Raw genomic sequence first — 23375 nt, forward strand, 5'->3', positions numbered from 1 at the left:
GTGGCAGAGCTACGACACGGGAGTGACAGACCAATGACCTTCAACGAAGGCATGCAGATCGACACCAGCACCACCTCGGGTGGCGGCATGGGGCGCGGCCCCAAGATGGCCATCGGCGGCGGCGTCGGCGGGTTGCTGATCGCGGTGGTGGTGTTGCTGCTCGGCGGCGACCCGAGCCAGGTTCTGCAACAACAAGGCCAGCAGCAGGCAGGCCCCGCGCAGGAACAGACGCAGGACTTCAGCCACTGCAAGACCGGCGCCGACGCGAACAAGTCGTTGGACTGCCGCATCATCGCCACCGGGAACTCGGTGGATGCCGTGTGGACGCAGATTCTCGGACCCAAGTACCCGCGGCCGGGCGTGAAGCTGTTCAGCGGTCAGGTGAACACCGGATGCGGCGCCGCCTCCACGGAGGTCGGGCCCTTCTACTGCCCCGCCGACCAAACCGCGTACTTCGATACCAGCTTTTTCCAGGTGCTGGTGGACCAGTTCGGCTCCAGTGGTGGCCCGTTGGCCCAGGAGTACGTGGTGGCGCACGAGTTCGGGCATCACGTACAGAACCTGTTCGGCGTGCTGGGTAAGAACCACCGTTGCGCCGAGGGGCAAGCAGGTGGCGGCGTGTGCACCGAGCTGCAGGCCGACTGCTACGCCGGCGTCTGGGCAAAGCATGCCTCGACCACCGTCCAGGAAGGCAGCGGCGTTCCGTTCCTGAAACCCTTGACGGAGCAAGACATTCGGGATGCATTGTCGGCAGCGTCCTCCGTGGGCGATGACCGGATCCAGAAGCGGGCCACGGGGCGGGTCAACCCCGAGGCGTGGTCGCACGGCTCATCCGAGCAGCGTCAGCGGTGGTTTACCCAGGGGTACAACACCGGCGACTTCCGCACCTGCGACACCTTCAACGCCGACAACCTGAACTAGGCCCGGCACCCGGCGATCAGAACAGTGTGGGCTCCAGCGCGGGCGTCAATTTAACTGGCCTCGTAGGGGTTTCCTCACGATGCGACGCCAGCCCGTGCTTACTCACCAATGGCCCCACACGCTCACGCAGCCACGCCCGGTACTCGGCGGGTACGTACGCGCCCTTGCGGTACAGCTCCCGGTATCGACCGACGAGCTCGGGGTGCGCTTGCGATACCCATGACATGAACCAGCCGCGTGTCGTCCCGCGCAAGTGCAGAGGAAACACGGTGACACCGGCGGCACCGGCATCCGCGATGCGGCCCAATAGGTCGTCGAGATGCTCCACCGTGTCGGTGAGGAACGGAAGCACCGGCGCCACCATCACGTGCGGTTCAAACCCGGCCTCACGCGCCGCGGCGATCAGCGACAGCCTCGCCTGCGGTGTCGGCACCCCCGGTTCAACTGCCTGGTGCAACGTCTCATCGCCGATGGCCAGCGATATTCCCAGACTCACCGGGACCTGCTGGGCAGCCTCGGCAAGCAGCGGCAGATCCCGGCGCAACAAAGTGCCCTTGGTGAGGATCGACACCGGAGTTCCCGAGTCTGCCAGCGCTGCAATAACTCCCGGCATCAGCCCATAGCGCCCCTCGGCCCGTTGATAGGGATCGGTGTTGGTACCCAGTGCGACCGTCTCACGATTCCAGGACTTGCGCCCCAGTTCCTTCCTGAGCACCGGCACCAGATTGGTCTTCACGACGATCTGACTGTCAAAGTCAGCACCGCTGTCAAACTCCAGATATTCGTGGGTCGGACGCGCGAAACAGTAGCGACAGGCATGCGCGCATCCACGAAACGCGTTGACAGTAAATCGAAACGGCAGCATCGATACCGCGGGCACCTTGTTGAGCGCGGACTTACACAACACCTCATGAAAGGTGATGCCCTCAAAATCGGGCGTACGGACGCTGCGCACCAAGCCAATACGTTCTAAGCCAGGGAGTGCACCGTCGTCGGCCGCCAGCGTCTGACCGTCCCACCGCATACCCCTATGCGAACATATGTTCGATACCCCTGTCAATCCCCTGGCCGTGTCGGAACACAAAACTAGGCTGGGTTTCATGAAGCAGCAGTTGCACTTTGTCACCATTGCCGCAACGGATCTGGATGCGACCCGACGTTTCTATGGCGCGTTGGAGTGGACTCCACTGCTCGACGTGAAGGGCGAAATCATCTTCTACCAGTCAGCACCCGGGCAGCTGCTGGGCTTTTTCCTGGCAGACAAGTTCAACGAGGATCTCGCCACACCCGGTGACCATTCGCGAGTCTCCGGAATCACCCTGGCCCACAACGTCGATTCTCCCGAGGACGTCACCGCGCTCTCCGGCATCATGGCGGCCGCCGGCGGCACGGTTCTCAAACCGCCGCAGCCTGGGCAATTCGGCGGGGTGTTCCACGCCCACATTCAGGACCCCAACGGGCTGATCTGGGAAATCGCCCATAACCCCGGCTGGCGGATAGGCCCGGACGGCACCGTGCACCTCGGGGGCTGAGTGCCCAGATGCACTCCAGATGGTGCCCTGGTTGACTGACAGCGTGACGGATACCGCAACCGAGCTCTTGTTCTCCTATGGCACCCTGCAGCAGGCCGAGGTCCAGCGCACCACGTTCGGGCAGGAACTGGACGGCCATGCCGATGCCATCGTGGGATTCGATCTGGACTACGTGACCATCACCGACCCGCATGTCATCGCGACCAGCGGCAGCGACCGCCACCCCATCCTGCGACCGTCGGCTGATTCCGCCGCGCAGGTCCCTGGCACGGTCTTCTCGATCACCGCAGAGCAGCTGGCGGCCGCCGACGAGTACGAAGTCGATGACTACCAACGCATTTCGGTGCCGTTGCGCTCGGGCGCGACGGCCTGGGTCTACGTATTCGCCGGCTAGCGGGTTACCACTTTCGCAGCGAGCAGGTGACGGCGGTTTCGCCATCGGCCTGGGTGGCCAGGGCACCATCCACGTACACCTCACAGTGGAAGACAGGTGCGCCGGTAACGGCCTTGGCCGCCGCGCTCGCACTCACATATGCCCACTGAGTCGGATCGTTCAACGTGGTCTCCACGACGAATGGAGCATCGGGTGCGATGCGGGTCGATGCGCGCACCAGATACTTGCTCGACTCCGAGTCATACGCCGATGCGCTCGGCGGCTCGTTCTGCAGCACAAGGGTCTGCGACAGGAAGTCACGATCGGAGCTGATCACATATTTCACCTGGTGTGGTGCCGCCTCCGCCATCGGGGCCATGGCCATCGACGCCAGCGTCAACGTTGCGGTGCTGGCCGTGGCGAGCAGAGCTGCAGTGATACGTCCCATACGTGTCATATCCGCGATGCTAGCCGCGCCGTTACTTCGTCGACAATCGAACCGATCGGCACGGGCTGCTGAACTCCGTCCGCCAGCGTCTTGAGCTCGATGTTTCCCTCACCGATTTCCCGGTCCCCGGCGACCAGCGCAATCGAGGCTCCAGAGCGATCGGCACCGCGCATCGCTCCCTTGAGCCCGCGGTCGCCGTACGCGATATCGGTGCGGATACCCGCGGTGCGCAGTTGCGCCGCCACCTTCACGAGCGCTGATTTCGCGTCCTGCCCGAGGGGCACGCAGAACACCTCGCAGCGACCGCTATCGCCCACCGTCACACCCTCGGCCTGCAGGGCGAGCAGGGTTCTGTCCACACCGAGCCCAAATCCGATACCCGACAACGACTGTCCACCAAGCTGCGCCATCAGTCCGTCATAGCGTCCACCGCCACCGATCCCGGATTGCGCACCGAGGCCGTCATGCACGAACTCGAAAGTGGTCTTGGTGTAGTAGTCAAGGCCGCGCACCAGCCGGGGGTTCACCACGTATTGCACGCCCAGCGCATCCAGATGGCCCAGAACCTGATCGAAATGTGCCTTGGACTCCTCGGAGAGATGGTCGAGCATGAGTGGCGCATCGGCCGTCATCTCGCGCACCTCGGGGCGTTTGTCGTCGAGCACCCGAATCGGGTTGATACGGGCCCGCTCTCGCGTCGCCTCATCCAGATCCAAGCCAAAGAGAAATTCCTGCAACAGCTCTCGGTACTGCGGGCGGCAGGAGGCGTCGCCCAGCGAGCTGATCTCCAACCGGAAGCCGGTCAGGCCCAGAGAGCGGTACCCGGCGTCGGCGATGGCGATCACCTCAGCGTCCAGGGCCGGATCGTCCACGCCGATGGCTTCCACGCCGACCTGCTGCAGCTGACGGTAGCGACCGGCCTGCGGTCGCTCATAGCGGAAAAAGGGACCGGCGTAACGCAGTTTCATCGGAAGCTGGCCACGATCCAGGCCATGCTCGATGACCGCACGCATCACCGAGGCCGTGCCCTCCGGGCGTAAGGTCACCGACCGATCACCGCGGTCGGCGAAGGTGTACATCTCCTTGCTCACCACATCGGTGGACTCGCCCACTCCACGCGCAAACAGCCCGGTGTCCTCGAACACGGGCAGCTCGATGTAGCCGTACCCGGCCAGCCGCGCCTGCTCCAGTAGCCCGTCACGGACAGCCAGGAACTGCGCGGAGTCCGGCGGCACATAATCCGGGATGCCCTTGGGGGCGCTAAAAGTCTTCTCGCTCACTGGATTCCCTCGAGGAAAGGATTGGCGCGACGCTCGTCGCCGATGCTGGTGGCGTTGCCGTGCCCCGGCAACACGACGGTGGAGTCGTCGCGGGTCAGCAACTTGGCCGCAATGGAATCAAGCAGCTGCTGATGGTTCCCACCGGGCAGATCGGTGCGCCCGATCGACATCTGGAAGAGGGTGTCTCCGCTGAAGACCACGTCGATGGGCCCGTTGTCACTGTCGACCTCGATGCCGAACACCACCGAGCCACGGGTGTGCCCTGGCGTGTGGTCGACGGTGAGTGTGATCCCGGCGAGCTCGAGCTTGTCCCCGTCACCGATCTCGACGAGTTCCTTGGGCTCGGTGAACTCCATGCCCTGGATGAACTGAGCCAGCCCCGGACCGATGCCGGCGAGCGGGTCGGCGAGCATCACGCGGTCGTCGGGGTGGATGTAAACGGGAATCCCGTACTCATCGGCGAGCGGCTGCGCGGTCCAGGTGTGATCCAGATGCCCATGGGTGAGCAGCACCGCCTCAGGGGTGAGGTCGCGCTCGGCGAGGATCTCCTTGACGCCAGGGATCGCCTCCTGGCCGGGGTCGACGATGACGGCGGGGCCGCCCTCGTGGGGCGCCACGATATAGCAGTTCGTGGCGAACATGCCCGCGGGAAAACCGGTGATCAGCACCCGACCAGCTTAGGCGGCGGGTCCTGCCCCATCTCTCAGGTGTGGCTGGCACACTCTCTGGCGACCCAAATTCTTCAACGGAAGCCCTAAAGGAGAACCCGGTGCCGACCAACGAGCAGCGACGCCAGACTGCCAAGCGCAAGCTGGAGCGACAGCTGGAGAACCGTGCAGAGCGCGCCCGTAAGCAGCGGATCTGGGCGATCAGCGGTGCCGCGGTCGTCGCCGTCGTCGTGGCCGTGGCCATCACCGCGTGGCTGGCCATCAGCAAGAGCGATAAGACCGATGCGGCTCTGGACACCTCCACCACCCCGGTCTCCACGGTCGACGCGCCACCAACCTCTTCGTTGCCGACGCCCGATGAACCGCCCGTCACCGGGCCCGCGCTTCCGAAGTTCGTACCCTCCGCGGAGGTGGGCGCCAACTGCCAGTACCGGCCGGCAGATGCGCCCGCCAAGACCATCGAGAAGCAGATGCCACGGTCCGGCAAGATCCCAACCGATCCGCCGACCCTCACCGCCAGCATGAAGACCAGCCAGGGCAATATCGGCCTGGTTCTGGACAACGCCAAGGCTCCGTGCACGGTGAACAGCTTCGCCAGCCTGGCGCAGGGCGGCTACTTCGACAACACCATCTGCCACCGGATCACCAGCGGCGGGTTGTCGGTACTGCAGTGTGGCGACCCCAAGGGCACCGGTTCGGGCGGCCCGGGATACGAGTTCGACAACGAGTATCCGACCACTGCGTACAAGGCCGATGATCCAGCCGCCCAGCAAGCCGTTGTCTATCCAGCCGGCACGTTGGCGATGGCCAATGCGGGGCCAGGGACCAACGGCAGCCAGTTCTTCATGGTCTACAAGGATTCGAAGCTGCCACCGCAGTACACGGTGTTCGGCACCATCGATAAGACCGGGATGGACACCCTCGCCAAGATCGCCAAGAACGGGATCAAGCCCGGGCCACGTGGCGCGGGCGATGGCGCACCCGCGCAAGAAGTGAAGATCATCGATTTGCAGCTCGACTGACATGATCTCGCGTCGCGCAGCACTCGTAGGTGGATTGTCGGCAGTTGCTCTGGCGGCTGTTGGTTGTTCACGAAGCACCGAAAGCCGAACCTCGCCATCCGAACTCGCCTCCCTCGAAAAGGATTTCGGTGGACGCGTCGGCGTGTTCGCGCTGGATACCGGTTCGGGCGCCACCCTGGGCCACCGGGCAGATGAACGCTTCCTGATGTGCTCCACCGTGAAGACCTTCATCGTGTCGGCCATCCTGCACCGCCGCCTGAGCGAACCGGGGCTGCTGGACAAGCGGATTCAGTACGCACAGTCCGACCTCATGGAGTGGGCACCGATCACGTCCCAGCATGTGGCCGAGGGCATGACCGTCTCGGAACTGTGCGATGCAACCCTGCGCTACAGCGACAACACCGGCGCCAACCTGTTGATCGCGCAGCTCGGTGGTCCGAAGCAGACGGAGAAATTCGTTCGGAGCCTGGGCGACAACGTCTCTCGCATGGATCGCACCGAAGATCAGCTGAACATCCCGGACGGCGATCTGGACACCTCGACCCCGCAGCAGCTGGTGACCAATCTGCGCAGGCTGGTGCTCGACGAGGGGCTGGATGCGCAGGGCCGTGATCTGCTCACCGACTGGTTGAAGCGCAACACCACCGGCGACCAGTCGATTCGGGCGGGAGTCCCGACGGGATGGACGGTCGGCGACAAGACCGGCAGCGGATTCAAAGGTGAGACCAATGACATCGCGGTGATCTGGCCAACCGGCCGTGCGCCGATTGTCGTCGCCGTGCTGACGGTTCCCGACGATCCGAAGTCCACCCAGGGCAAGCCGACCATCGCCGCGGCCACCCGCATCGCGCTCAAGGCATTCGGCGCCTAGCCGTCTGGCGCGCCGATAACGGGCGTTAGGCGGCCGACGTCACCCGATAGACGTCATAGACGCCCTCGACGTTGCGCACCACGTTGAGAACGTGGCCCAGATGCTTGGGGTCGCCCATCTCAAAGGTGAAGCGGCTGATGGCCACGCGATCATTCGAAGTGGTCACCGAGGCCGACAGGATGTTCACCCGTTCGTCGGCCAGGGCGCGGGTGACATCGGAGAGCAACCGGTGCCGGTCCAGCGCCTCCACCTGGATGGCGACCAGGAAGACCGAGGACGCCGACGGCGCCCAATTCACTTCGATGATCCTTTCCGACTGCTGCTGCAGAGATTCGGCGTTGGTGCAGTCGGTACGGTGCACGCTGACTCCCCCGCCGCGCGTGACGAATCCGAGGATCTGATCCCCGGGCACCGGGGTGCAGCATTTCGCGAGCTTGGTCAGCACACCCGGTGCGCCCGGCACAGCCACGCCCACATCGTCGGAACGCCGCTGGCGAATGGGCATGGTCGACGGTGTGGACCGTTCGGCCAGTTCCTCTTCGGCACTGTCCACACCACCGAGCTGAGCGACCAGTCGCTGCACGACATGCCGCGCCGACACATGCCCCTCGCCCACCGCGGTGTAGAGCTGCGAGGTGTCCTGGTAGCGCAGCTCGCGGGCCAGCGAGGCCATACCCTCGCCATTGACCAAGCGCTGCAACGGAAGTCCACCACGGCGCACCTCGCGCGCGATCGCGTCCTTACCGGCCTCGAGCGCCTCTTCGCGGCGCTCCTTGGCGAACCACTGCCGGATCTTCGCCTTCGCGCGCGGCGACACCACAAAGGTCTGCCAGTCGCGTGAGGGACCGGCGTTTGCGGCCTTGGAGGTGAAGACCTCCACCACTTCCCCGTTTTCGAGCTTGCGCTCCAGCGCCACCAGCCGTCCGTTGACCCGGGCACCGATGCAGCGATGCCCCACCTCGGTGTGCACCGCGTACGCGAAGTCGACGGGGGTCGATCCGGCGGGCAAGGTGATGACATCGCCCTTGGGGGTGAAGACGAATATCTCCTGCACCGCCAGGTCGTAACGCAACGATTCCAGGAACTCGCCCGGGTCGGCGGCCTCACGCTGCCAGTCGAGCAGCTGACGCATCCACGCCATATCGTCGATCTCGGCCGCCGCATGTGACTGCGGTACCGCGTTGCGGCCCTTGGCTTCCTTGTACCGCCAGTGCGCGGCAATGCCGTACTCGGCGGTGCGGTGCATATCGCGGGTACGGATCTGCACCTCCAGCGGCTTGCCCTCGGGGCCCACGACAGTGGTGTGCAAGGACTGGTAAACACCGAAACGCGGCTGGGCGATGTAATCCTTGAACCGGCCCGCCATCGGCTGCCACAGGGAGTGCACCACACCGACCGCGGCGTAACAGTCACGAATCTCGTCGCACAGAATCCGCACACCCACCAGGTCGTGGATATCGTCGAAGTCACGGCCCTTGACGATCATCTTCTGATAGATCGACCAGTAATGCTTGGGTCGCCCCTCAACGGTGGCACTGATTCGCGAACCATTGAGCGTGGCAACGATTTCCGCGCGTACCTTGGCCAGATAGGTGTCGCGCGACGGTGCCCGGTCGGCGACCAGCCGCACGATCTCCTCGTACTTCTTGGGATGCAGAATCGCGAAGGACAGATCTTCGAGCTCCCACTTGACCGTGGCCATACCCAGGCGATGCGCCAGTGGTGCAATGACTTCGAGCGTCTCGCGGGCCTTGCGCGCCTGCTTCTCCGGCGGCAGGAACCGCATGGTGCGCATGTTGTGCAGCCGGTCGGCGACCTTGATCACCAGCACTCGAGGGTCACGTGCCATCGCGATGATCATCTTGCGGATGGTTTCGCCCTCGGCCGCGTTGCCCAGCACCACTTTGTCGAGCTTGGTCACGCCGTCGACCAGGTGCGCGACTTCGGTGCCGAATTCGGTGGTCAGCTGCTCCAGGCTGTAGCCGGTGTCCTCGACGGTGTCATGCAGGATCGCGGCAACCAGCGTGGTGGTGTCCATCCCCAGCTCCGCCAGGATGTTGGCCACGGCGATCGGGTGGGTGATGTACGGATCGCCCGACTTGCGGAACTGTTCGGCGTGCCGACTCTCTGCCACCTCGTACGCGCGCTGCAGCACCGAACGGTCGGCCTTGGGGTAGAACTCGCGATGGACGGCGAGCAGCGGTTCCAGAACCGGGCTGACGGCGCCACGCTGGGCTGTCATCCGGCGGGCCAGCCGGGCCCGCACCCGGCGCGAAGCACTCATGGTGCCGCTGACCCGCAGCGAATCCGAGGTCGGTGTGGCTGGATCGCTCACGACAGGCAGGGATTCGACCGCGACCTGATTCTCGCTGGGCGCTTGCTCGTCAGCCACGGTTCACCTCCTACCGCCTAGATTAACGCTCAGATCACACGGAGCGCAGTTAATGGCAGCGGCGCCACGACCGCACGGCCGCCCAGACCCGCGAGTTCCAGAACAACACCGGCGCTGACAACCTCTGCTCCGGCGGCACTCAACAGCTTCACCGTCGCGGCGAGCGTGCCCCCGGTGGCCAGCACATCATCGATGATCGCCACGCGGTGGCCGGTCAGGTCCACCCCGTCAGCGGGAATCTCCAGCGCCGCGGTGCCGTACTCGAGTTCATAGGTCTGAGAATGCACCGGCGGCGGCAACTTTCCGGCCTTGCGCACCGCCAGGACGCCCACCCCGAGGCGGATCGCCACGGCCGCGCCGAGCAGGAAGCCCCGGGCGTCGATACCGGCGATGAGCGTGGCACCCGAGGCCGCCCGCGCCAACGCATCGGTGACCTGTGAGAGGCCATCGGCGTCGGCGAACAACGGCGTCAGATCCTTGAACTGGACCCCGGGCTCGGGGAAGTCGGCGACCTTCCGGGTCAGCCCGTCGATGAGCGCCGTCACGGCGTCGGCCGAGGTCACGCCGGCAACACCCAACGGTCCATGTTCCAGCCGGTGCCCCACCGGGTGACGCTCGGGGTGGCGGCGTACATCGTCTTGGGTGCGATCAGTACGCGCGGCTGCCGGTACAGCGGCAGCGTCGGCAGGTCATTCCACAGAATCGCCGAGGCATCGGCGAGCAGCCTGCTCTGATCCCGGGCGTTGGTGGTCACCGCCAAGGCAGCGATGATGCCGTCGATCTGGCCGTTGGCATAGTTCGCCGGGTTCTTCCCCTCGCGGGAACGCAGGGCGTACGCATCCATGAGCCACGAACCCGTCGATCCACTTCCGGGGGCTCCGCCGATGGAGCTGAGCAGCGCATCAATCTGGTTGTTCCGCAACGACTGTGGGGTGATCTCGGGCGAGCTGACGTCCTGCACGGTGATTCCGGCGGGTTCGCAGGCCTGCGCCATGGCGGAGACGATGGCCGCGCGGCGCGGGTTGGGCGCCTGGTATCCCACCCGGACCGTCAGCGGACGATTGGCCGCGGCAGCGCGGGCCGCGACGGGGTCCGAACGCATGAACCGTCCCGCTTCGGCGGCGGCCTCCACCGAGGCGAACGAGTCCCCGATGCTGGTATCCAGTCGCGCATTCATCACCGGCACCCCGGCGATTCCCGCGATGGCATCGCGCGGCGTGCACAGCGCAACCGCGCGGCGCAGATCGGGTGCTCCGACCGATCCCCCGGCGCCGAAGATGAGTTGTTCCACACCGGAACCGGGCTCCTCGGTACGCGCGAACCCGTCAGGCGCGGTGAGCGTCCCGGCCGATCCGGCAGCGACGTCGACAACCTCGAGATCACCGTCGGACAGCCGCTTTTGCACGTCGATCCCGCTGGGCCACATCGTGACCCGCTTGGTTACCGGCGGGCTCCCCCACCACTTGTCGTTGGCGACAAGCACAACCGAACCATCGTCGTTGTATCCGTCGAGCTTGTAGGGCCCCGACGAGGGGAACTTCGAGAGGTCCAGATCGGAGCCCAGATTCCACTGGTTGTTCCAGAACTCGGCGATCTTCTGCAGTGTCGGAACGTCATTGGCGGAGATGGCGCCGATCAGGTCCACGCCCCCGCCGAGCTTGTCGGCGATCACATGCCACGGCAACATCGTGGTGGCAGCGAACAGCTGGGTCCAGTCGGTGAAGGCTCGATCCGGCGCGAAGGTCACCCGGGCGGTCTTCTGCCCGGGCTTGCAATCCACCGTGGAGATGTCGGCGTATCCCGCCGTGCTTGCCGCATCGAAGTCGGGCAGCCTGCCGGATTGCGCGAACCAGGACAGCACCATGTCTTCACAGGTCACCGGCTTGCCGTCGGAGTAGACGGCCTTTTCGTTGATGGTGTAGTCGAGCACCAGCGGAATGCGGCCGACGACCTCGACGCTGCCGAAGTCGTGGTCAGCGATCACCTGACCGTCAGGTCCGTGAAAGCCGAACCCGGTGAGCACTCGATTGAAGGCCTGTGCCCCCGCCGAGGCATTCCCCGCGACACTGTTGACGTTGTACGTCGTCAGGCGGCCATCGACGGCGTAGTCGAGCGTTTTCGCCGCCGAGGTCCAACACGAGGTCAGCAACCCCGCCGCCAGTAGCACCGTGGTCGCGATGGCGCCGATTCGAGCGATCCGTCTTGCCCCGGTCCGTGCTGGACTCCGTGAATCCATCAGTGCCGCCGTACGTTCCGCTTACCTTGAGGGCGGGCGCCGGGCCTGGGTTTCGCGGGTCGCACCGTGGTTGTCGAGGTGTCGGAGGTTGCCGATGCCGCTGCCTTGACCGTCTTGGTTCCCGAGCCGGTATCGGCCAGGGGCGCGGCGTCCGGCTTGCGGCGGCTCAGCACCTTCTTGGTGTGGCTGGCCACCAGCTCGGTGCGCTCACGCAATGCCACCAACAGTGGGGTCGCGAAGAAGATGGACGAATACGTGCCCACCAGGATGCCGACAAGCTGAACCAGCGCAAGGTCTTTCAGCGTGCCCACACCCAGCAGCCAGATGGCCACCACGATGAGCGAGAGCACCGGGATCACCGAGATGAGGCTGGTGTTGATGGAACGCATGAAGGTCTGGTTCACGGCCAGGTTGGCGTGTTCGGCGAAGGTGCGCCGCGACGTGTGCTGGAATCCGTGCGTGTTTTCCTCGACCTTGTCGAACACGATCACGGTGTCGTACAAGGAGAATCCGAGGATCGTGAGCAGACCGATCACCGTCGCCGGGGTGACCTCGAAGCCCACCAGCGAGTACACACCCGCGGTGACCAGCAGGTCGAACACCAGCGCGGCCAGTGCGGCGATGGCCATGTAGCGCTCGTAACGTACGGCGATGTAGATACCGGAGAGCACCAGGAACACACCCAGCGCCCACAGCGCCTTGTTGGTGATCTGTCCGCCCCACGTCTCCGATACTGCCGAATCGCTGATGGCGTTGATGGACGGCTTGCCGTCAGATCCCTTGGGCGCGAACCGGTCGAAGAGCGCCTTGAGGAGCTTTGCCGATTCCTCGTTATCGAGTGTCTCGGTGCGAATCTGAATCGAGGCCGAGTCACCGGTTCCGGTGACGACGATCGATTCGGCGTCGCGGCCCAATGTCTGACTGAAGACGTCCTCGGTCTGCTGGACGGTGGCCTGGCCCTTCGGGAATGACACCTTGGTGCCGCCCTCGAAGTCGATACCGAAGACGAATCCCTTGATCGCAATCGACAAGATCGCGACCACCATAAATGCGCCACTGATCGCGAACCACAGGGTGCGCTTGCCCACGACGTCGACGGCACCGGTTCCGGTGTACAGCCGATAGAAGAAGCCGTGTTCTGGTGCCGCAGTGGTGGTTTCCACCGCACTGGACTTAGCGTCCGTTGCGGTGGCCTTGTCCGTGCCGTCCACGACGTCCTTTTCGGTCCCGTTGCCGTTGCTCACGGTGTCGTTGCTGGTGCTCATGCGTGTGCCGCCGCCTTACGTTCGCGGGCAATCTGCTGGACCGCACCGAGCCCGTTGTACACGGGCTTGGACAGGGTCGCGGACTTGGAGGACAGGTAGACAAGCGGCCACGTCACCAGGAACACCACCACGACGTCCAGGATGGTGGTGAGGCCCAGGGTGAACGCGAAGCCCTTCACCTGCCCGATGGCCAGCGCGTAGAGCACCACGGCGGCCAGCAGGGTCACCGCGTTACCCGACAGGATCGTCTTACGGGCACGAGCCCAACCGCGCGGCACCGCCGAACGGTAGGAACGGCCTTCTCGTATCTCATCTTTGATGCGCTCGAAGAACACCACGAAGGAGTCCGCGGTGGTGCCGATGCCGATGATCAAACCGGCGATGCCGGCCAGGTCCAGGGTGTACGAGATGTACCGGCCCAGCAGGACCAGGATGGCGAACACCATGGCACCGGAGGCGACCAGGGACAGCGCGGTCAGGATGCCGAGCACGCGGTAATAGATCAGTGAGTACAGCAGCACAATCGCCAATCCGATGGCGCCCGCGATGAGACCGGCCTTGAGCGAGGTCAATCCGAGTGTGGCTGAAACGGTTTCGGCATCGGAGGATTCAAACGACAGTGGCAGTGAGCCGTACTTGAGCGCCGCGGCGAGCTGCTTGGCCGAGTCCGACGTGAACTGCCCGCTGATTTCGGTCTTGCCGCCCGGGATGGGTTCGCGGATGGCCGGAGCACTGATCACCTTGGAGTCCAACGTGAATGCCGTTTGGGTGCCCTGCTGCCAATGCGCAGAGGTGTAGTCCGCCCAGATCTTCGCGCCGGTGGGCTTGAATTCCATGCTCACCACATAGATACCGCGCTGCTGGTCGAGTCCGGAACTGGCGTCCTTGATCTCTTCCCCGCTGATGATCGACTTGTCCAGCAGGTAGGCAGCCTTGCCACCCTGGCTGTCGTCACCGCAGGTGACCAACGGAAGGTTCGGATCGTCGTTGCCCGCGAGCGGGTCATCGGGGTCGAAGCAGCGCGAGGACTGGACCTGCAGGGCAAGCATCTGGATCCGCGGATCCTCGCTCTGCCTGATCTGCTTCTCGAAGTCGATCAGCTGCTTGCGTTCCTCGCCGCTACCCGGCTTGGGCGGCAGATCGGCGGGAGGAGCCGCCGGAGACGTTGTGGCATTCGGCGTCGCGGGCTGCGTCGCCGGTGCGGGCGGCGGAGGTGGCGGCATCGTGGTGGTTTGCGCCGGATACGGACGAGGCTGCGGTTTCGGTGACGGCGCCGCGGGTGCGGGCTTGCCACCGCCGGGCTCCGGTGGTGTCGCCTCCTGGCCGGCGCCGCCCGGCTGACCGCCCTGTGGGGCCCCGGGCTGGGGATTCTCCCTGGGCTGCGCCGGCACCATCTGAATGACGGGCCGGATGTAGAGCTTGGCAGTCTGACCGAGGTTGCGGGCCTCGCTGCCGTCGTTACCCGGCACGGTGATGACGAGGTTGTCGCCATCGATGATGACCTCGGACCCGGAGACGCCGAGTCCGTTGACGCGCGCATTGATGATCTGCTGCGCCTGTGTCAGTGCTTCCTTGGTCGGCTTGGAACCGTCAGGGGTGCGCGCCGTCAGCGTGACGCGGGTTCCGCCCTGCAGATCGATACCGAGCTTGGGCTTGGCGTGCTTGTCGCCGGTCAGGAAGACCAGCAGGTAAGCGCCAATCAGCAACACCAGGAAGGCAGCTAGATAACGCGCGGGGTGCACAGGGGCCGATGGCGAGGCCACGTGTCCGGTCTCCTTGCTTGTCGAGGGCGGGTCGGGAGGCTTTCAGGGGTGAGTAACGGCGGAGCCGTTACTCCTTGGTCAGCTCGACCCCGGAGCTCTCGACGTCGCGCGATGCCTCGCCAGCGGCGTCCTCGGCCTCATCGACGATCTTGTCGCGGATCGCAAGCTTCATCCAGCGCGTCACGACACCCGGCGCGATCTCCAGGTCCACGGTGTCGTCGGTGACGGCGGCGATGGTGCCCTGCAGGCCGGAGGTGGTGTGCACCCGGTCACCGATCGCCAGGGACTCGTGCAGCTCGATGGTGGCGTCCAGAGCTTTGCGCTGCCGCCGGTTCGCGAAGAAGAGGAACGCGCCCATAACGAGGATGAGCGGCAAAAAGACGATGATCGATTCCATGGCGGCTTTCGGGATTCTTTCCGTTGGGTCTTCACGAGGTCAGGCAGGGTCTGCGTGAAACAAGCACGCGACAAGTCACCAGTGTGCCATCCGACTCTGTGGAATTGACGCGAACCCCGGACCTGCGCGTCCTGGACTCAAGCGTCCTCTCAATCGAACAGCCCGGCCTGCCCCAGCACTTGCGGCGGCGGGGTGAGACCCAGATGCGTCCACGCCAACGCCGTGGCCACCCGCCCGCGCGGCGTTCGCGCGAGCATCCCGGCGCGCACCAGGAACGGCTCGCATACCTCTTCGACGGTGGTCGACTCCTCCCCGACGGCCACCGCCAGGGTCGACAGGCCCACCGGCCCGCCGCCGAAGCTGCGGGTCAGCGCGGAAAGCACGGCCCGGTCCAGGCGATCCAGCCCGAGTTCGTCCACGTCGTAGACCTCTAGAGCGGACTTCGCGACGTCCACGGTGATGACGCCGTCGGCACGCACTTCCGCATAGTCACGGACCCGGCGCAACAATCGGTTGGCGATGCGCGGGGTGCCGCGCGAACGCCGGGCAATCTCCACGCCCGCGTCGGCTCCCAGCTCAATGCCGAGGATTCCGGCCGATCGGGCGAGCACGAGTTCGAGCTGTTCGGACTCGTAGAAGTCCATGTGCGCCGTGAATCCGAAGCGATCACGTAGCGGCCCGGTCAGCGACCCCGAACGGGTTGTCGCGCCGACCAACGTGAAGGGCGCCACCTCCAGGGGAATGGACGTCGCACCGGGGCCCTTGCCGACAACGATATCGACCCGGAAGTCCTCCATGGCCAGGTACAGCATTTCCTCGGCGGGCCGGGCGATGCGGTGAATCTCGTCGATGAAGAGCACATCGTTTTCGACCAGATTGCTCAGCATCGCCGCTAGGTCACCCGCCCGCTCCAGCGCCGGGCCCGAGGTCACCCGTAGCGACGAGCCCAGCTCGGCGGCGATGATCATCGCCAGCGAGGTCTTCCCCAGCCCGGGCGGTCCGGACAGCAGGATGTGATCGGGAGTACCGCCGCGATTTTTCGCACCGGACAGCACCAGATCCAGCTGCTCACGCACCCGCGGCTGGCCGATGAACTCCCGCAGCGACTTGGGCCGAAGTCCGGCGTCGATATCGTTCTCCCCGACGGTGAGCGCACCGGACATCTCGGGACCGGCATCGAAGTCGTCCTCCGCGCCATCAAACTCGTCGAAGCGGCTCATCGTGTCTTACCCAGCAACGTCAGCGCCGACCGCAGCACGGTCGAGGTGTCTCCCTCGGAATTGTCTTGAGCCAGAACGGTATCGGTGGCCTGTTCGGCTTGTTTGGCGGCGAATCCGAGGCCGATGAGGGCCTCGACGACCTGGGTGCGCACCAACGATGCGGTACCCCGGCCCAGCTCGGTGGTGCCACCGGGAGCCGCCGCCACCTTCTCGCGCAGCTCCAGCACCATGCGCTCGGCGCCACGCTTGCCGATCCCCGGCACCCGGGTCAGCGCATTGACATCACCATCGGCCAGCGCCTGGCGCAGGGCCGACGCGTCGTAGACCGCGAGCGTGGCCATCGCGATCTTGGGCCCCACGCCGGAGACACCGAGCAGCGTCAGGAACAGGTCGCGGGCATCGGTATCGGTGAAGCCGTACAACGTCATGGAGTCCTCGCGCACGATCATCGCCGTGATCAGCCGCACCTGGGCGCCGCGCCGAAGCGTCGACAGCGTGGCCGGGGTGGCGTTGACGCGGTATCCGACTCCGGCGGCCTCGATCACCACATGATCGAGCGCGATGTCGATGACCTCACCATTGACCGAAGCAATCATCGGGCTACCGCCTTCATCCGGGCCGCGAAGGCTTTCCGCTGCTCTTCGGCGGCGGCCTCCGCTTTCGCCATTCTCGCCAGCATGGGCGCACGCCAGCAGTGACAGATTGCCAGGGCCAGGGCGTCGGCCGCGTCGGCGGGCTTCGGCGCCGTCTGCAACTGCAGGATGCGCGTGATCATTGCGGTCACCTGGGATTTATCTGCCCGGCCATTGCCGGTGACGGCCGCCTTGACCTCCGACGGGGTATGGAAATACACCTCGATGCCCCGCTTTGCGGCACTGAGCGCGACTATTCCGCCTGCTTGGGCGGTACCCATCACGGTCGACACGTTCTGCTGAGCGAAGACGCGCTCGATGGCCACCACGTCGGGACGGTGGGTGTCCATCCAATGCTCGACGACCTCACTGATCGCCAAAAGCCGTTGCGGTAGAGGCTGATTGGCCGGAGTGCGCACGACGTCGACATCCAGGGCCACCACCTTGCGACCCGAGGAGGCCTCGACCATGGACAGACCACACCGGGTGAGCCCCGGGTCGACTCCCATCACTCGCACGCGCCAGCCCTCTCGCCGTAGAACAGTTGTTCGATAGCATATCGAGAGAGGTCACCCATTCGGCATAGCAACACGCGAGGGCTCTGCAAATGTCAACATCCGTTGGCCTAAGCTCAGCGCATGTCTACCGAACCTCGGCGATCGGACGCCACTCGCGCGGCCATCCTCGAGGCCGCCCAGGAACACTTCGCGGGCGTCGGCTACGAGAAGGCAACCATACGGGCCATCGCCGCAACCGCGGGCATCGACCCGTCCCTGGTCATGCGGTACTACGGCAACAAGGCCAAACTGTTCACCGCCGCGGCCAACTTCGACATACATTTTCCCGAGGAACTAGCCGAGATTCCGCGTGATCAGCTCGGAGCGAGCTTGGTCCAGCACTTCCTTACCCAATGGGAAGCCGACGACACCATGGTCGCGTTGCTGCGGGCCGCGGTGTCCCACGAGTCCGCACGGGCGCGCATGGAGGAGATTTTCAGCTGCCAGATGGTTCCGGTCATCGAGTCGTTGACCGCGGATCGGGCGATGGAACGCGCGGCGCTGATCGGTACCCAAATGATCGGCCTGGCGATGTGCCGTTACGTCATCCGGCTCGGCAACGTACCCGCGATGACGCACGAACAGATCATCGAACTCATCGCGCCGACCATCCAGGCTTACCTGGATTGCGACTGCGATTGCGAGGCGCCTTAACGCGCGCTCTCGGGCTGCGTCCACGGGCTCAGCCGTGGCACCCACCGCGGTACGTGCTGTGCGTACTCCGCATAGTCGCGGCCGAACCGCCGCAGCAGGCCGCGCTCTTCGACCAGCGGGAAGTAGATCGCGTTGACGGCCACGAAAACGGCCGCGTAGATCAGCAATCCCATGGAGTTCACCGCCAGCGCCTCACCCAACAGGATGGCGATGACGCCGGTGATCATGGGGTTACGCATGTGGCGATACGGGCCAAGCACGACGAGACGTACCGGAGGATCGAAGGGCGCCAAGGAGCCCTTGCCGATCTGATGGAAGAGCATGACGGTGCGCGTCACCAGGAACAGGCCGGCGGCCACCAGCAGGGTCCCGATCACCGTCGCCGTCATCGACATCTGATCCGACATCCACGACGGCACCTGCACGCCGGATCCGTAGAGGATCACCAACGGAATCAGAACCGTCACAGTGACCGGCAGCGCGAGAACCGCGCGCGCAGTGCGCCACAGGGTTGTCGTTTCAGGCGCCGGGGCGACTGTTTGTGTGGCCATGACCGGCCTCCCCTCACTCGTCGATGTCTTATATGTACGCCAGCTTGACATTCAAGTCAACAGATGTTGACCAACAGTTGTTGACGTCACAGTAACGCCGTGCAGTGACATTTGATTCCCGGCCACCGGCACGATTCGGAGCCGCCATCTGGGTCCGATTACTGTCGTCGGAGTGTCTGTCGGAAAACTGCCCAGCGAGAAAACGGTTCAGTGGTGGCCTCCCCTCGGCGTGATCTTGATGCTGATACTCGGGTTCTCCGTCGGGAAAGGCTCAACGCCGTTCGACAGGTGGTTTTTCGATGCGACCCAGGTCGCGTTCGGGGTGCAGCCACGCTGGCTGCTGTTCTTCACCGATTGGGTGTTCCTGGTTCCGGTGCTCGTGGTGTGCGTCGGGTTCGAGCTGTATCGGCGGCGGTGGCGGGTCGCGACAGTTGTCCTCGTCTGCCCCTTCATCGCGAACTGGACCACCCAGGCCACCAAGATGCTTGTCGGGCGCGAGAAGGGCGGATACCTCGCGTATCCCAGCGGCCACACCACCTTCGTGGTGGCCGTGACGGGGATGCTGGTGCTGGTCGCCGGCGGAGCCCTCTGGGCGTACATCGCGGCCGCGATTGTCAGCATGCTCGGACTACTCGGGCAGGTCGCCTGCGGGTATCACTACTTCACCGACACCATCGGTGCCGTCCTGGTCACCACCGCGGTCGTGACACTGGCGTTTTGGGCTGCCGGAGCAACGGAAAAGACGCCGGTGAGCGTCGACAGCTAGCCGTCAGAGGGTCGCGCGGAGGGCACGCTCAGCCCTCGTCGAGCTCGGCCAGCACCTCGTCCGACAGGTCCACGTTGGTGTAGACGTTCTGCACGTCGTCGCTGTCTTCCAGTGCGTCGACCAGCTTGAACACCTTGCGGGCGGTGTCGACATCGACCGGCACGCTCATCGACGGCTGGAAGCTGGCCTCCGCCGACTCGTAGTCGATCCCGGCCTCTTGCAGTGACTGACGGACCGCGATCAAGTCGGTGGGCTCGGAGATGACTTCGAAGGTATCGCCCAGGTCGTTGACCTCCTCGGCGCCCGCCTCCAGCACGGCCGTGAGCACGTCGTCCTCGGACAGACCGTTCTTCTCCAGCGTCACAACACCCTTGCGAGAGAACAGGTACGACACCGATCCCGGATCGGCCATGCTGCCACCGTTGCGGGTCATCGCGACCCGAACCTCACCGGCAGCGCGGTTGCGGTTGTCACTCAGGCACTCGATAAGCACCGCGACGCCGTTGGGGCCATAGCCCTCGTACATGATGGTCTGCCAGTCGGCGCCACCGGCTTCCTCGCCGGCACCGCGCTTGCGGGCGCGCTCGATGTTGTCGTTGGGCACCGAGGTCTTCTTGGCCTTCTGGATGGCGTCATAGAGCGTCGGGTTGCCAGCCGGGTCTCCGCCACCGGTACGCGCGGCGACCTCGATGTTCTTGATCAGCTTGGCGAACTCTTTGCCACGGCGCGCGTCTTTGACGGCCTTCTGATGCTTGGTGGTGGCCCACTTGGAATGGCCGCTCATGTACCCCTGTACTACTTTCTCTAGGTTCTGTCGCACTTCTGCGCTGCCCGAGTGTACTCGCGCACCTAGGGTGAATCACATGACTGTCCTGGTAGCCGACCCGATTGTCGACACTGTCCTGGACCGATACGCGTCAACCGTCGGAGACAGCCTCACCGATTACCGCAATCACCTGTACCGGGGCATGAACTACCAGCTCCGCCTTCTCGGCATGACGCAGGCGCCGCCCGAGATCGCGCTGGCGTGGGCGACGCACGATATCGGCATCTGGACGGCGGGGACCTGGGACTATCTGGATCCCTCGGTGGCACTCGCCGAGCAGCTGGCACCGGAGTTCGGTATCACCGACATCGATCGTCTCAAGGCAATGGTGGCCGACCACCACAAGCTCAGGTCGGCCGACGATCTGTGGGTCGAGACCTTCCGGCTGGGCGATCGGATCGATGCTTTCCGCGGCCTGTACGCCTGGACCGGACTGGAACGCGCCGACGTGCGCGAGGTGGTCGAGGCACTGCCCTACGGCGGTTTTCACGGATTTTTGTTGCGAACCGCCGGAAAGTGGACGCTTAAGCACCCGTCACGCCCGATGCCCATGCTGCGCTGGTAACCGCCGCGTCGAGCGCATACCGCACGCCGAGAAATCGAGCAGAATCGCTGCGCCTGGTATGCGCTCGGCGTCAGGCCCCGCGCACCATGTCGACGAACAGCTGGTGCACTCGCCGGTCCCCGGTGACCTCGGGGTGAAACGACGTCGCCAACGCGCTGCCCTGCCGCACCGCGACCGGATGCCCTTGCGCGGTGGCCAGCACCTCGACATCGGTGCCGACCCGCTCCACCCACGGCGCCCTGATGAACACCGCGTGCAGCCCACCATCGAGCCCCACGAAATCCAGATCACCCTCGAATGAGTCCACCTGGCGCCCGAACGCATTGCGCCGCACCGTCATATCGATCGCGCCCAGCGCCACCGCATCCGGGCGGGTATCGAGTATCTCGCTGGCCAGCAGGATCATGCCCGCGCAGGATCCGTAAACCGGCAGACCACCACGCAGACGCTCGGTGAGCGGGTCCAGCAGTTCGAACACGCGCAGCAAGTTGCTCATGGTGGTCGACTCTCCGCCGGGAATGACCAGCCCGTCTATCTTGGAGAGTTCCTCGGGACGGCGCACGCCAAGCGCGTCCGCACCCGAATCTTCCAGAGCAGCAACATGTTCCCTGACATCACCCTGTAATGCCAGCACGCCGATCAACGGGCTCACGCCATGTTCCCCTTGGCGATCGACGCCTCGTCAGGGTTGCGCTCGTACCGGGTCAGCCCCTCCTGCACCACCGCCGCGACCATCCGGCCCTCGCGATCGAAAATCCGGCCCTGAGTCAGCGCCCGTCCGTATCCGGCTGACGGCGACGTCTCGTCGTACAACAGCCATTCATCGGCACGGAATGGACGCAGGAACCACAGCGCATGATCCAGGGATGCGGTCTGCAGTACCGCGTCCCGGTGCGGCACCTTGGAAGAACTCAGCAGCGTCAGATCGCTCATGTAGGCCAGCGCGCAGATGTGCAGCACCGGATCATCCGGAAGCTGCTTGCGGCAGCGGAACCACACCCGCTGCTGCGCGGCCAGCCGCGGGTTCCGGTCCATCAGCTCGTCGGGGACGATCCGGATGTCCCATTCGGCGAACTGCCGGAAGAGATCGTGGCTGAACGACCCCTCCGCATCCTGCACATCGGGCAGGTCCTCGGGCGCCGGGACGGGCGGCATCAGATCCTGATGCTCGATGCCGGTGTCCAGCGTCTGGAAGGAGGCCGACATGCTGAAGATCGCCTGCCCGTCCTGGATCGCGGTGACCCGGCGGGTGCTGAACGAGCGGCCGTCGCGTACCCGATCAACGAGAAACACCGTGGGCTCGTTGGGATTTCCGGGCCGCAGGAAGTATCCGTGCAGGGAATGCACCAGGTACTGAGGCTCGACGGTGCGGACGGCCGAGACCAACGATTGCCCCGCAACCTGGCCACCGAAGGTGCGGCGCAGGCTGCTCGGGGTCACGTTGCCTCGGAAGATGTCCTTTTCGAGCTGCTCGAGCGTCAGGATCTCTTCGATATCGGCCATCAGATGGTTTTACCAGCCGCGCTCGGCGAGCCGATGCGGCTGCGCGATGTCCTCCACATTGATGCCGACCATCGCTTCACCCAGTCCGCGCGACACCTTGGCCAGCACGTCCGGGTCGTCGTAGAAGGTGGTGGCCTTCACGATCGCCGCGGCGCGCTGCTCGGGGTTGCCGGACTTGAAGATTCCGGATCCGACGAACACGCCCTCGGCGCCCAGCTGCATCATCATCGCGGCATCGGCCGGGGTGGCGATGCCGCCAGCGGTGAACAGCGTGACCGGCAGCTTGCCGGCGCGCGCGACCTCGACCACAAGGTCATACGGCGCCTGCAGTTCCTTTGCGGCAACGTACAACTCGTCCTCGGACAGCGAGGTGAGCCGACGGATCTCGCCACCGATCTTGCGCATGTGCGTCGTCGCGTTGGACACGTCGCCGGTACCGGCCTCACCCTTGGAACGGATCATGGCCGCACCCTCGGTGATGCGGCGCAGCGCCTCGCCCAGGTTGGTGGCACCGCACACGAACGGCACGGTGAACTTCCACTTGTCGATGTGGTTGGTGTAGTCGGCCGGGGTCAGCACTTCCGACTCGTCGATGTAGTCCACGCCCAGGCTCTGCAGGATCTGCGCCTCGACGAAGTGCCCGATGCGGGCCTTGGCCATGACGGGGATGCTGACGGTGCTGATGATGCCGTCGATCATGTCCGGGTCGCTCATGCGGGATACGCCGCCCTGCGCGCGAATGTCCGCGGGCACGCGCTCCAGCGCCATGACAGCGACAGCACCGGCATCTTCGGCGATCTTCGCCTGTTCCGGCGTAACGACGTCCATGATGACGCCGCCCTTGAGCATCTCGGCCATGCCGCGCTTGACGCGCGCAGTGCCGGTTCCGGTCTCGGGGGACGTTCCGTTGGTCGTGCTAGTCAACTGAGGGCT

The 23375-nt window shown here is 65.0% G+C and carries 25 protein-coding genes and 1 pseudogene; 8 read left to right on the forward strand and 18 right to left on the reverse strand.

The genetic code is table 11. The features are described from left to right. Positions 1-33 precede the first annotated feature (33 nt). Complete coding sequence (gene ypfJ, locus RHO23_RS09630) at positions 34-921, forward strand: KPN_02809 family neutral zinc metallopeptidase (RefSeq protein ID WP_046253938.1); 888 nt, start codon at positions 34-36, stop codon at positions 919-921. 16 nt (positions 922-937) lie between these two features. Here the strand turns inward: ypfJ and RHO23_RS09635 are convergent, their stop codons facing one another. Continuing rightward, positions 938-1945 carry an Rv2578c family radical SAM protein gene (locus RHO23_RS09635; RefSeq protein WP_423488984.1) on the reverse strand — a complete coding sequence of 336 codons (1008 nt, stop codon included), beginning with the start codon at positions 1943-1945 and terminating at the stop codon, positions 938-940. A 76-nt stretch (positions 1946-2021) separates the two neighbouring features. Here RHO23_RS09635 and RHO23_RS09640 point away from each other — a divergent pair, with 76 nt between their 5' ends. Both RHO23_RS09640 and RHO23_RS09645 read left to right on the forward strand, forming a co-directional pair. Beyond that, entirely contained in the window at positions 2022-2453 is a 432-nt protein-coding gene (locus RHO23_RS09640; RefSeq protein ID WP_423488985.1) for a VOC family protein, read from the forward strand. Between the two features lie 43 nt (positions 2454-2496). Continuing rightward, positions 2497-2847: a gamma-glutamylcyclotransferase family protein gene (locus tag RHO23_RS09645; RefSeq protein ID WP_057966045.1), complete on the forward strand. Its 351-nt coding sequence runs from the start codon at positions 2497-2499 to the stop codon at positions 2845-2847. 4 nt (positions 2848-2851) lie between these two features. Here the strand turns inward: RHO23_RS09645 and RHO23_RS09650 are convergent, their stop codons facing one another. Genes RHO23_RS09650 through RHO23_RS09660 form a run of 3 tightly spaced genes read right to left on the reverse strand, consistent with a single transcriptional unit; the run spans position 2852 to position 5222 of the window. Further along, a complete protein-coding gene (locus RHO23_RS09650) occupies positions 2852-3274 on the reverse strand; it encodes a hypothetical protein (RefSeq protein ID WP_030093601.1) in 423 nt (140 codons plus the stop codon). 5 nt (positions 3275-3279) lie between these two features. Then, on the reverse strand, positions 3280-4554 hold the full coding sequence (gene hisS / locus RHO23_RS09655) for a histidine--tRNA ligase (protein WP_030093602.1): 1275 nt from the start codon (positions 4552-4554) through the stop codon (positions 3280-3282). Continuing rightward, entirely contained in the window at positions 4551-5222 is a 672-nt protein-coding gene (locus RHO23_RS09660) for an MBL fold metallo-hydrolase (RefSeq protein ID WP_046253942.1), read from the reverse strand. The genes hisS and RHO23_RS09660 overlap by 4 nt, the downstream gene beginning before the upstream one ends. A gap of 101 nt (positions 5223-5323) precedes the next feature. On the opposite strand from RHO23_RS09660, the gene RHO23_RS09665 reads away from it, so the two are divergent. After that, on the forward strand, positions 5324-6244 hold the full coding sequence (locus RHO23_RS09665; RefSeq protein WP_030093604.1) for a peptidylprolyl isomerase: 921 nt from the start codon (positions 5324-5326) through the stop codon (positions 6242-6244). 1 nt (position 6245) lies between these two features. Beyond that, a complete protein-coding gene (blaMAB, locus tag RHO23_RS09670; RefSeq protein WP_423488986.1) occupies positions 6246-7115 on the forward strand; it encodes an MAB family class A beta-lactamase in 870 nt (289 codons plus the stop codon). A 25-nt stretch (positions 7116-7140) separates the two neighbouring features. Here blaMAB and RHO23_RS09675 read toward each other — a convergent pair whose 3' ends face one another. The 9 genes from RHO23_RS09675 to ruvC all read right to left on the reverse strand — a co-directional run bounded on the left by RHO23_RS09675 (position 7141) and on the right by ruvC (position 17538). Continuing rightward, the gene (locus RHO23_RS09675) at positions 7141-9507 is read right to left on the reverse strand and encodes a RelA/SpoT family protein (protein WP_030093606.1); all 2367 of its coding nucleotides are present in this window, start codon (positions 9505-9507) and stop codon (positions 7141-7143) included. Positions 9508-9536: 29 nt separating this feature from the next. Next, a complete protein-coding gene (locus tag RHO23_RS09680) occupies positions 9537-10070 on the reverse strand; it encodes an adenine phosphoribosyltransferase (RefSeq protein ID WP_030093607.1) in 534 nt (177 codons plus the stop codon). Beyond that, entirely contained in the window at positions 10067-11743 is a 1677-nt protein-coding gene (locus RHO23_RS09685; protein WP_423488987.1) for an ABC transporter substrate-binding protein, read from the reverse strand. Before RHO23_RS09685 ends, RHO23_RS09680 begins: the two co-directional genes overlap by 4 nt. Next, positions 11743-12987 (reverse strand): protein translocase subunit SecF, encoded by a 1245-nt coding sequence (gene secF / locus RHO23_RS09690; protein WP_423489202.1) that lies wholly within the window; start codon positions 12985-12987, stop codon positions 11743-11745. Before secF ends, RHO23_RS09685 begins: the two co-directional genes overlap by 1 nt. A gap of 17 nt (positions 12988-13004) precedes the next feature. After that, positions 13005-14771 carry a protein translocase subunit SecD gene (gene secD, locus RHO23_RS09695; protein ID WP_070917523.1) on the reverse strand — a complete coding sequence of 589 codons (1767 nt, stop codon included), beginning with the start codon at positions 14769-14771 and terminating at the stop codon, positions 13005-13007. A gap of 67 nt (positions 14772-14838) precedes the next feature. Next, positions 14839-15168, reverse strand: a complete 330-nt coding sequence (yajC, locus tag RHO23_RS09700; RefSeq protein ID WP_423488988.1) for a preprotein translocase subunit YajC — start codon at positions 15166-15168, stop codon at positions 14839-14841. A gap of 149 nt (positions 15169-15317) precedes the next feature. Further along, positions 15318-16388 carry a Holliday junction branch migration DNA helicase RuvB gene (ruvB, locus tag RHO23_RS09705; protein WP_423488989.1) on the reverse strand — a complete coding sequence of 357 codons (1071 nt, stop codon included), beginning with the start codon at positions 16386-16388 and terminating at the stop codon, positions 15318-15320. Next, positions 16385-16984 carry a Holliday junction branch migration protein RuvA gene (gene ruvA, locus RHO23_RS09710; RefSeq protein ID WP_046253950.1) on the reverse strand — a complete coding sequence of 200 codons (600 nt, stop codon included), beginning with the start codon at positions 16982-16984 and terminating at the stop codon, positions 16385-16387. Before ruvA ends, ruvB begins: the two co-directional genes overlap by 4 nt. After that, a complete protein-coding gene (gene ruvC, locus RHO23_RS09715) occupies positions 16981-17538 on the reverse strand; it encodes a crossover junction endodeoxyribonuclease RuvC (protein WP_044103943.1) in 558 nt (185 codons plus the stop codon). The genes ruvA and ruvC overlap by 4 nt, the downstream gene beginning before the upstream one ends. Before the next feature lie 120 nt (positions 17539-17658). On the opposite strand from ruvC, the gene RHO23_RS09720 reads away from it, so the two are divergent. Then, positions 17659-18231: a TetR/AcrR family transcriptional regulator gene (locus RHO23_RS09720; protein WP_030093615.1), complete on the forward strand. Its 573-nt coding sequence runs from the start codon at positions 17659-17661 to the stop codon at positions 18229-18231. 89 nt (positions 18232-18320) lie between these two features. Here RHO23_RS09720 and RHO23_RS09725 read toward each other — a convergent pair. Further along, positions 18321-18782: pseudogene (locus RHO23_RS09725) on the reverse strand (methyltransferase family protein); the annotation flags it as partial. A 172-nt stretch (positions 18783-18954) separates the two neighbouring features. Between RHO23_RS09725 and RHO23_RS09730 the strand changes: the two are divergent. Next, on the forward strand, positions 18955-19548 hold the full coding sequence (locus tag RHO23_RS09730; protein ID WP_234798206.1) for a phosphatase PAP2 family protein: 594 nt from the start codon (positions 18955-18957) through the stop codon (positions 19546-19548). 28 nt (positions 19549-19576) lie between these two features. Here RHO23_RS09730 and RHO23_RS09735 read toward each other — a convergent pair whose 3' ends face one another. Beyond that, complete coding sequence (locus RHO23_RS09735; RefSeq protein ID WP_064409015.1) at positions 19577-20332, reverse strand: YebC/PmpR family DNA-binding transcriptional regulator; 756 nt, start codon at positions 20330-20332, stop codon at positions 19577-19579. A 79-nt stretch (positions 20333-20411) separates the two neighbouring features. On the opposite strand from RHO23_RS09735, the gene RHO23_RS09740 reads away from it, so the two are divergent. After that, positions 20412-20939, forward strand: a complete 528-nt coding sequence (locus RHO23_RS09740; RefSeq protein ID WP_057965990.1) for a hypothetical protein — start codon at positions 20412-20414, stop codon at positions 20937-20939. 70 nt (positions 20940-21009) lie between these two features. Here RHO23_RS09740 and pdxT read toward each other — a convergent pair whose 3' ends face one another. The 3 genes from pdxT to pdxS are packed head-to-tail and all read right to left on the reverse strand — an operon-like array spanning position 21010 to position 23366. After that, on the reverse strand, positions 21010-21579 hold the full coding sequence (gene pdxT / locus RHO23_RS09745; RefSeq protein ID WP_064410340.1) for a pyridoxal 5'-phosphate synthase glutaminase subunit PdxT: 570 nt from the start codon (positions 21577-21579) through the stop codon (positions 21010-21012). Positions 21580-21587: 8 nt separating this feature from the next. After that, positions 21588-22442 carry an acyl-CoA thioesterase gene (locus RHO23_RS09750; protein ID WP_030093621.1) on the reverse strand — a complete coding sequence of 285 codons (855 nt, stop codon included), beginning with the start codon at positions 22440-22442 and terminating at the stop codon, positions 21588-21590. Positions 22443-22451: 9 nt separating this feature from the next. Then, entirely contained in the window at positions 22452-23366 is a 915-nt protein-coding gene (gene pdxS, locus RHO23_RS09755) for a pyridoxal 5'-phosphate synthase lyase subunit PdxS (protein ID WP_030093622.1), read from the reverse strand. Positions 23367-23375: the final 9 nt, after the last annotated feature.

This window comes from Mycobacteroides sp. PCS013, from assembly GCF_049532645.1.
Taxonomy (GTDB): Bacteria; Actinomycetota; Actinomycetes; order Mycobacteriales; family Mycobacteriaceae; genus Mycobacterium; species Mycobacterium gwanakae.

Excerpts from the sequence above, each read along its gene's own strand:
- ypfJ (WP_046253938.1), top strand. The coding sequence starts at position 34 with ATGACCTTCAACGAAGGCATGCAGATCGACACCAGCACCACCTCGGGT.
- RHO23_RS09635 (WP_423488984.1), bottom strand. The coding sequence starts at position 1,945 with ATGCGGTGGGACGGTCAGACGCTGGCGGCCGACGACGGTGCACTCCCT.
- RHO23_RS09640 (WP_423488985.1), top strand. The coding sequence starts at position 2,022 with ATGAAGCAGCAGTTGCACTTTGTCACCATTGCCGCAACGGATCTGGAT.
- RHO23_RS09650 (WP_030093601.1), bottom strand. The coding sequence starts at position 3,274 with ATGGGACGTATCACTGCAGCTCTGCTCGCCACGGCCAGCACCGCAACG.
- blaMAB (WP_423488986.1), top strand. The coding sequence starts at position 6,246 with ATGATCTCGCGTCGCGCAGCACTCGTAGGTGGATTGTCGGCAGTTGCT.
- RHO23_RS09685 (WP_423488987.1), bottom strand. The coding sequence starts at position 11,743 with ATGGATTCACGGAGTCCAGCACGGACCGGGGCAAGACGGATCGCTCGA.
- yajC (WP_423488988.1), bottom strand. The coding sequence starts at position 15,168 with ATGGAATCGATCATCGTCTTTTTGCCGCTCATCCTCGTTATGGGCGCG.
- ruvB (WP_423488989.1), bottom strand. The coding sequence starts at position 16,388 with ATGAGCCGCTTCGACGAGTTTGATGGCGCGGAGGACGACTTCGATGCC.
- ruvA (WP_046253950.1), bottom strand. The coding sequence starts at position 16,984 with ATGATTGCTTCGGTCAATGGTGAGGTCATCGACATCGCGCTCGATCAT.
- RHO23_RS09720 (WP_030093615.1), top strand. The coding sequence starts at position 17,659 with ATGTCTACCGAACCTCGGCGATCGGACGCCACTCGCGCGGCCATCCTC.
- RHO23_RS09735 (WP_064409015.1), bottom strand. The coding sequence starts at position 20,332 with ATGAGCGGCCATTCCAAGTGGGCCACCACCAAGCATCAGAAGGCCGTC.
- RHO23_RS09740 (WP_057965990.1), top strand. The coding sequence starts at position 20,412 with ATGACTGTCCTGGTAGCCGACCCGATTGTCGACACTGTCCTGGACCGA.
- RHO23_RS09750 (WP_030093621.1), bottom strand. The coding sequence starts at position 22,442 with ATGGCCGATATCGAAGAGATCCTGACGCTCGAGCAGCTCGAAAAGGAC.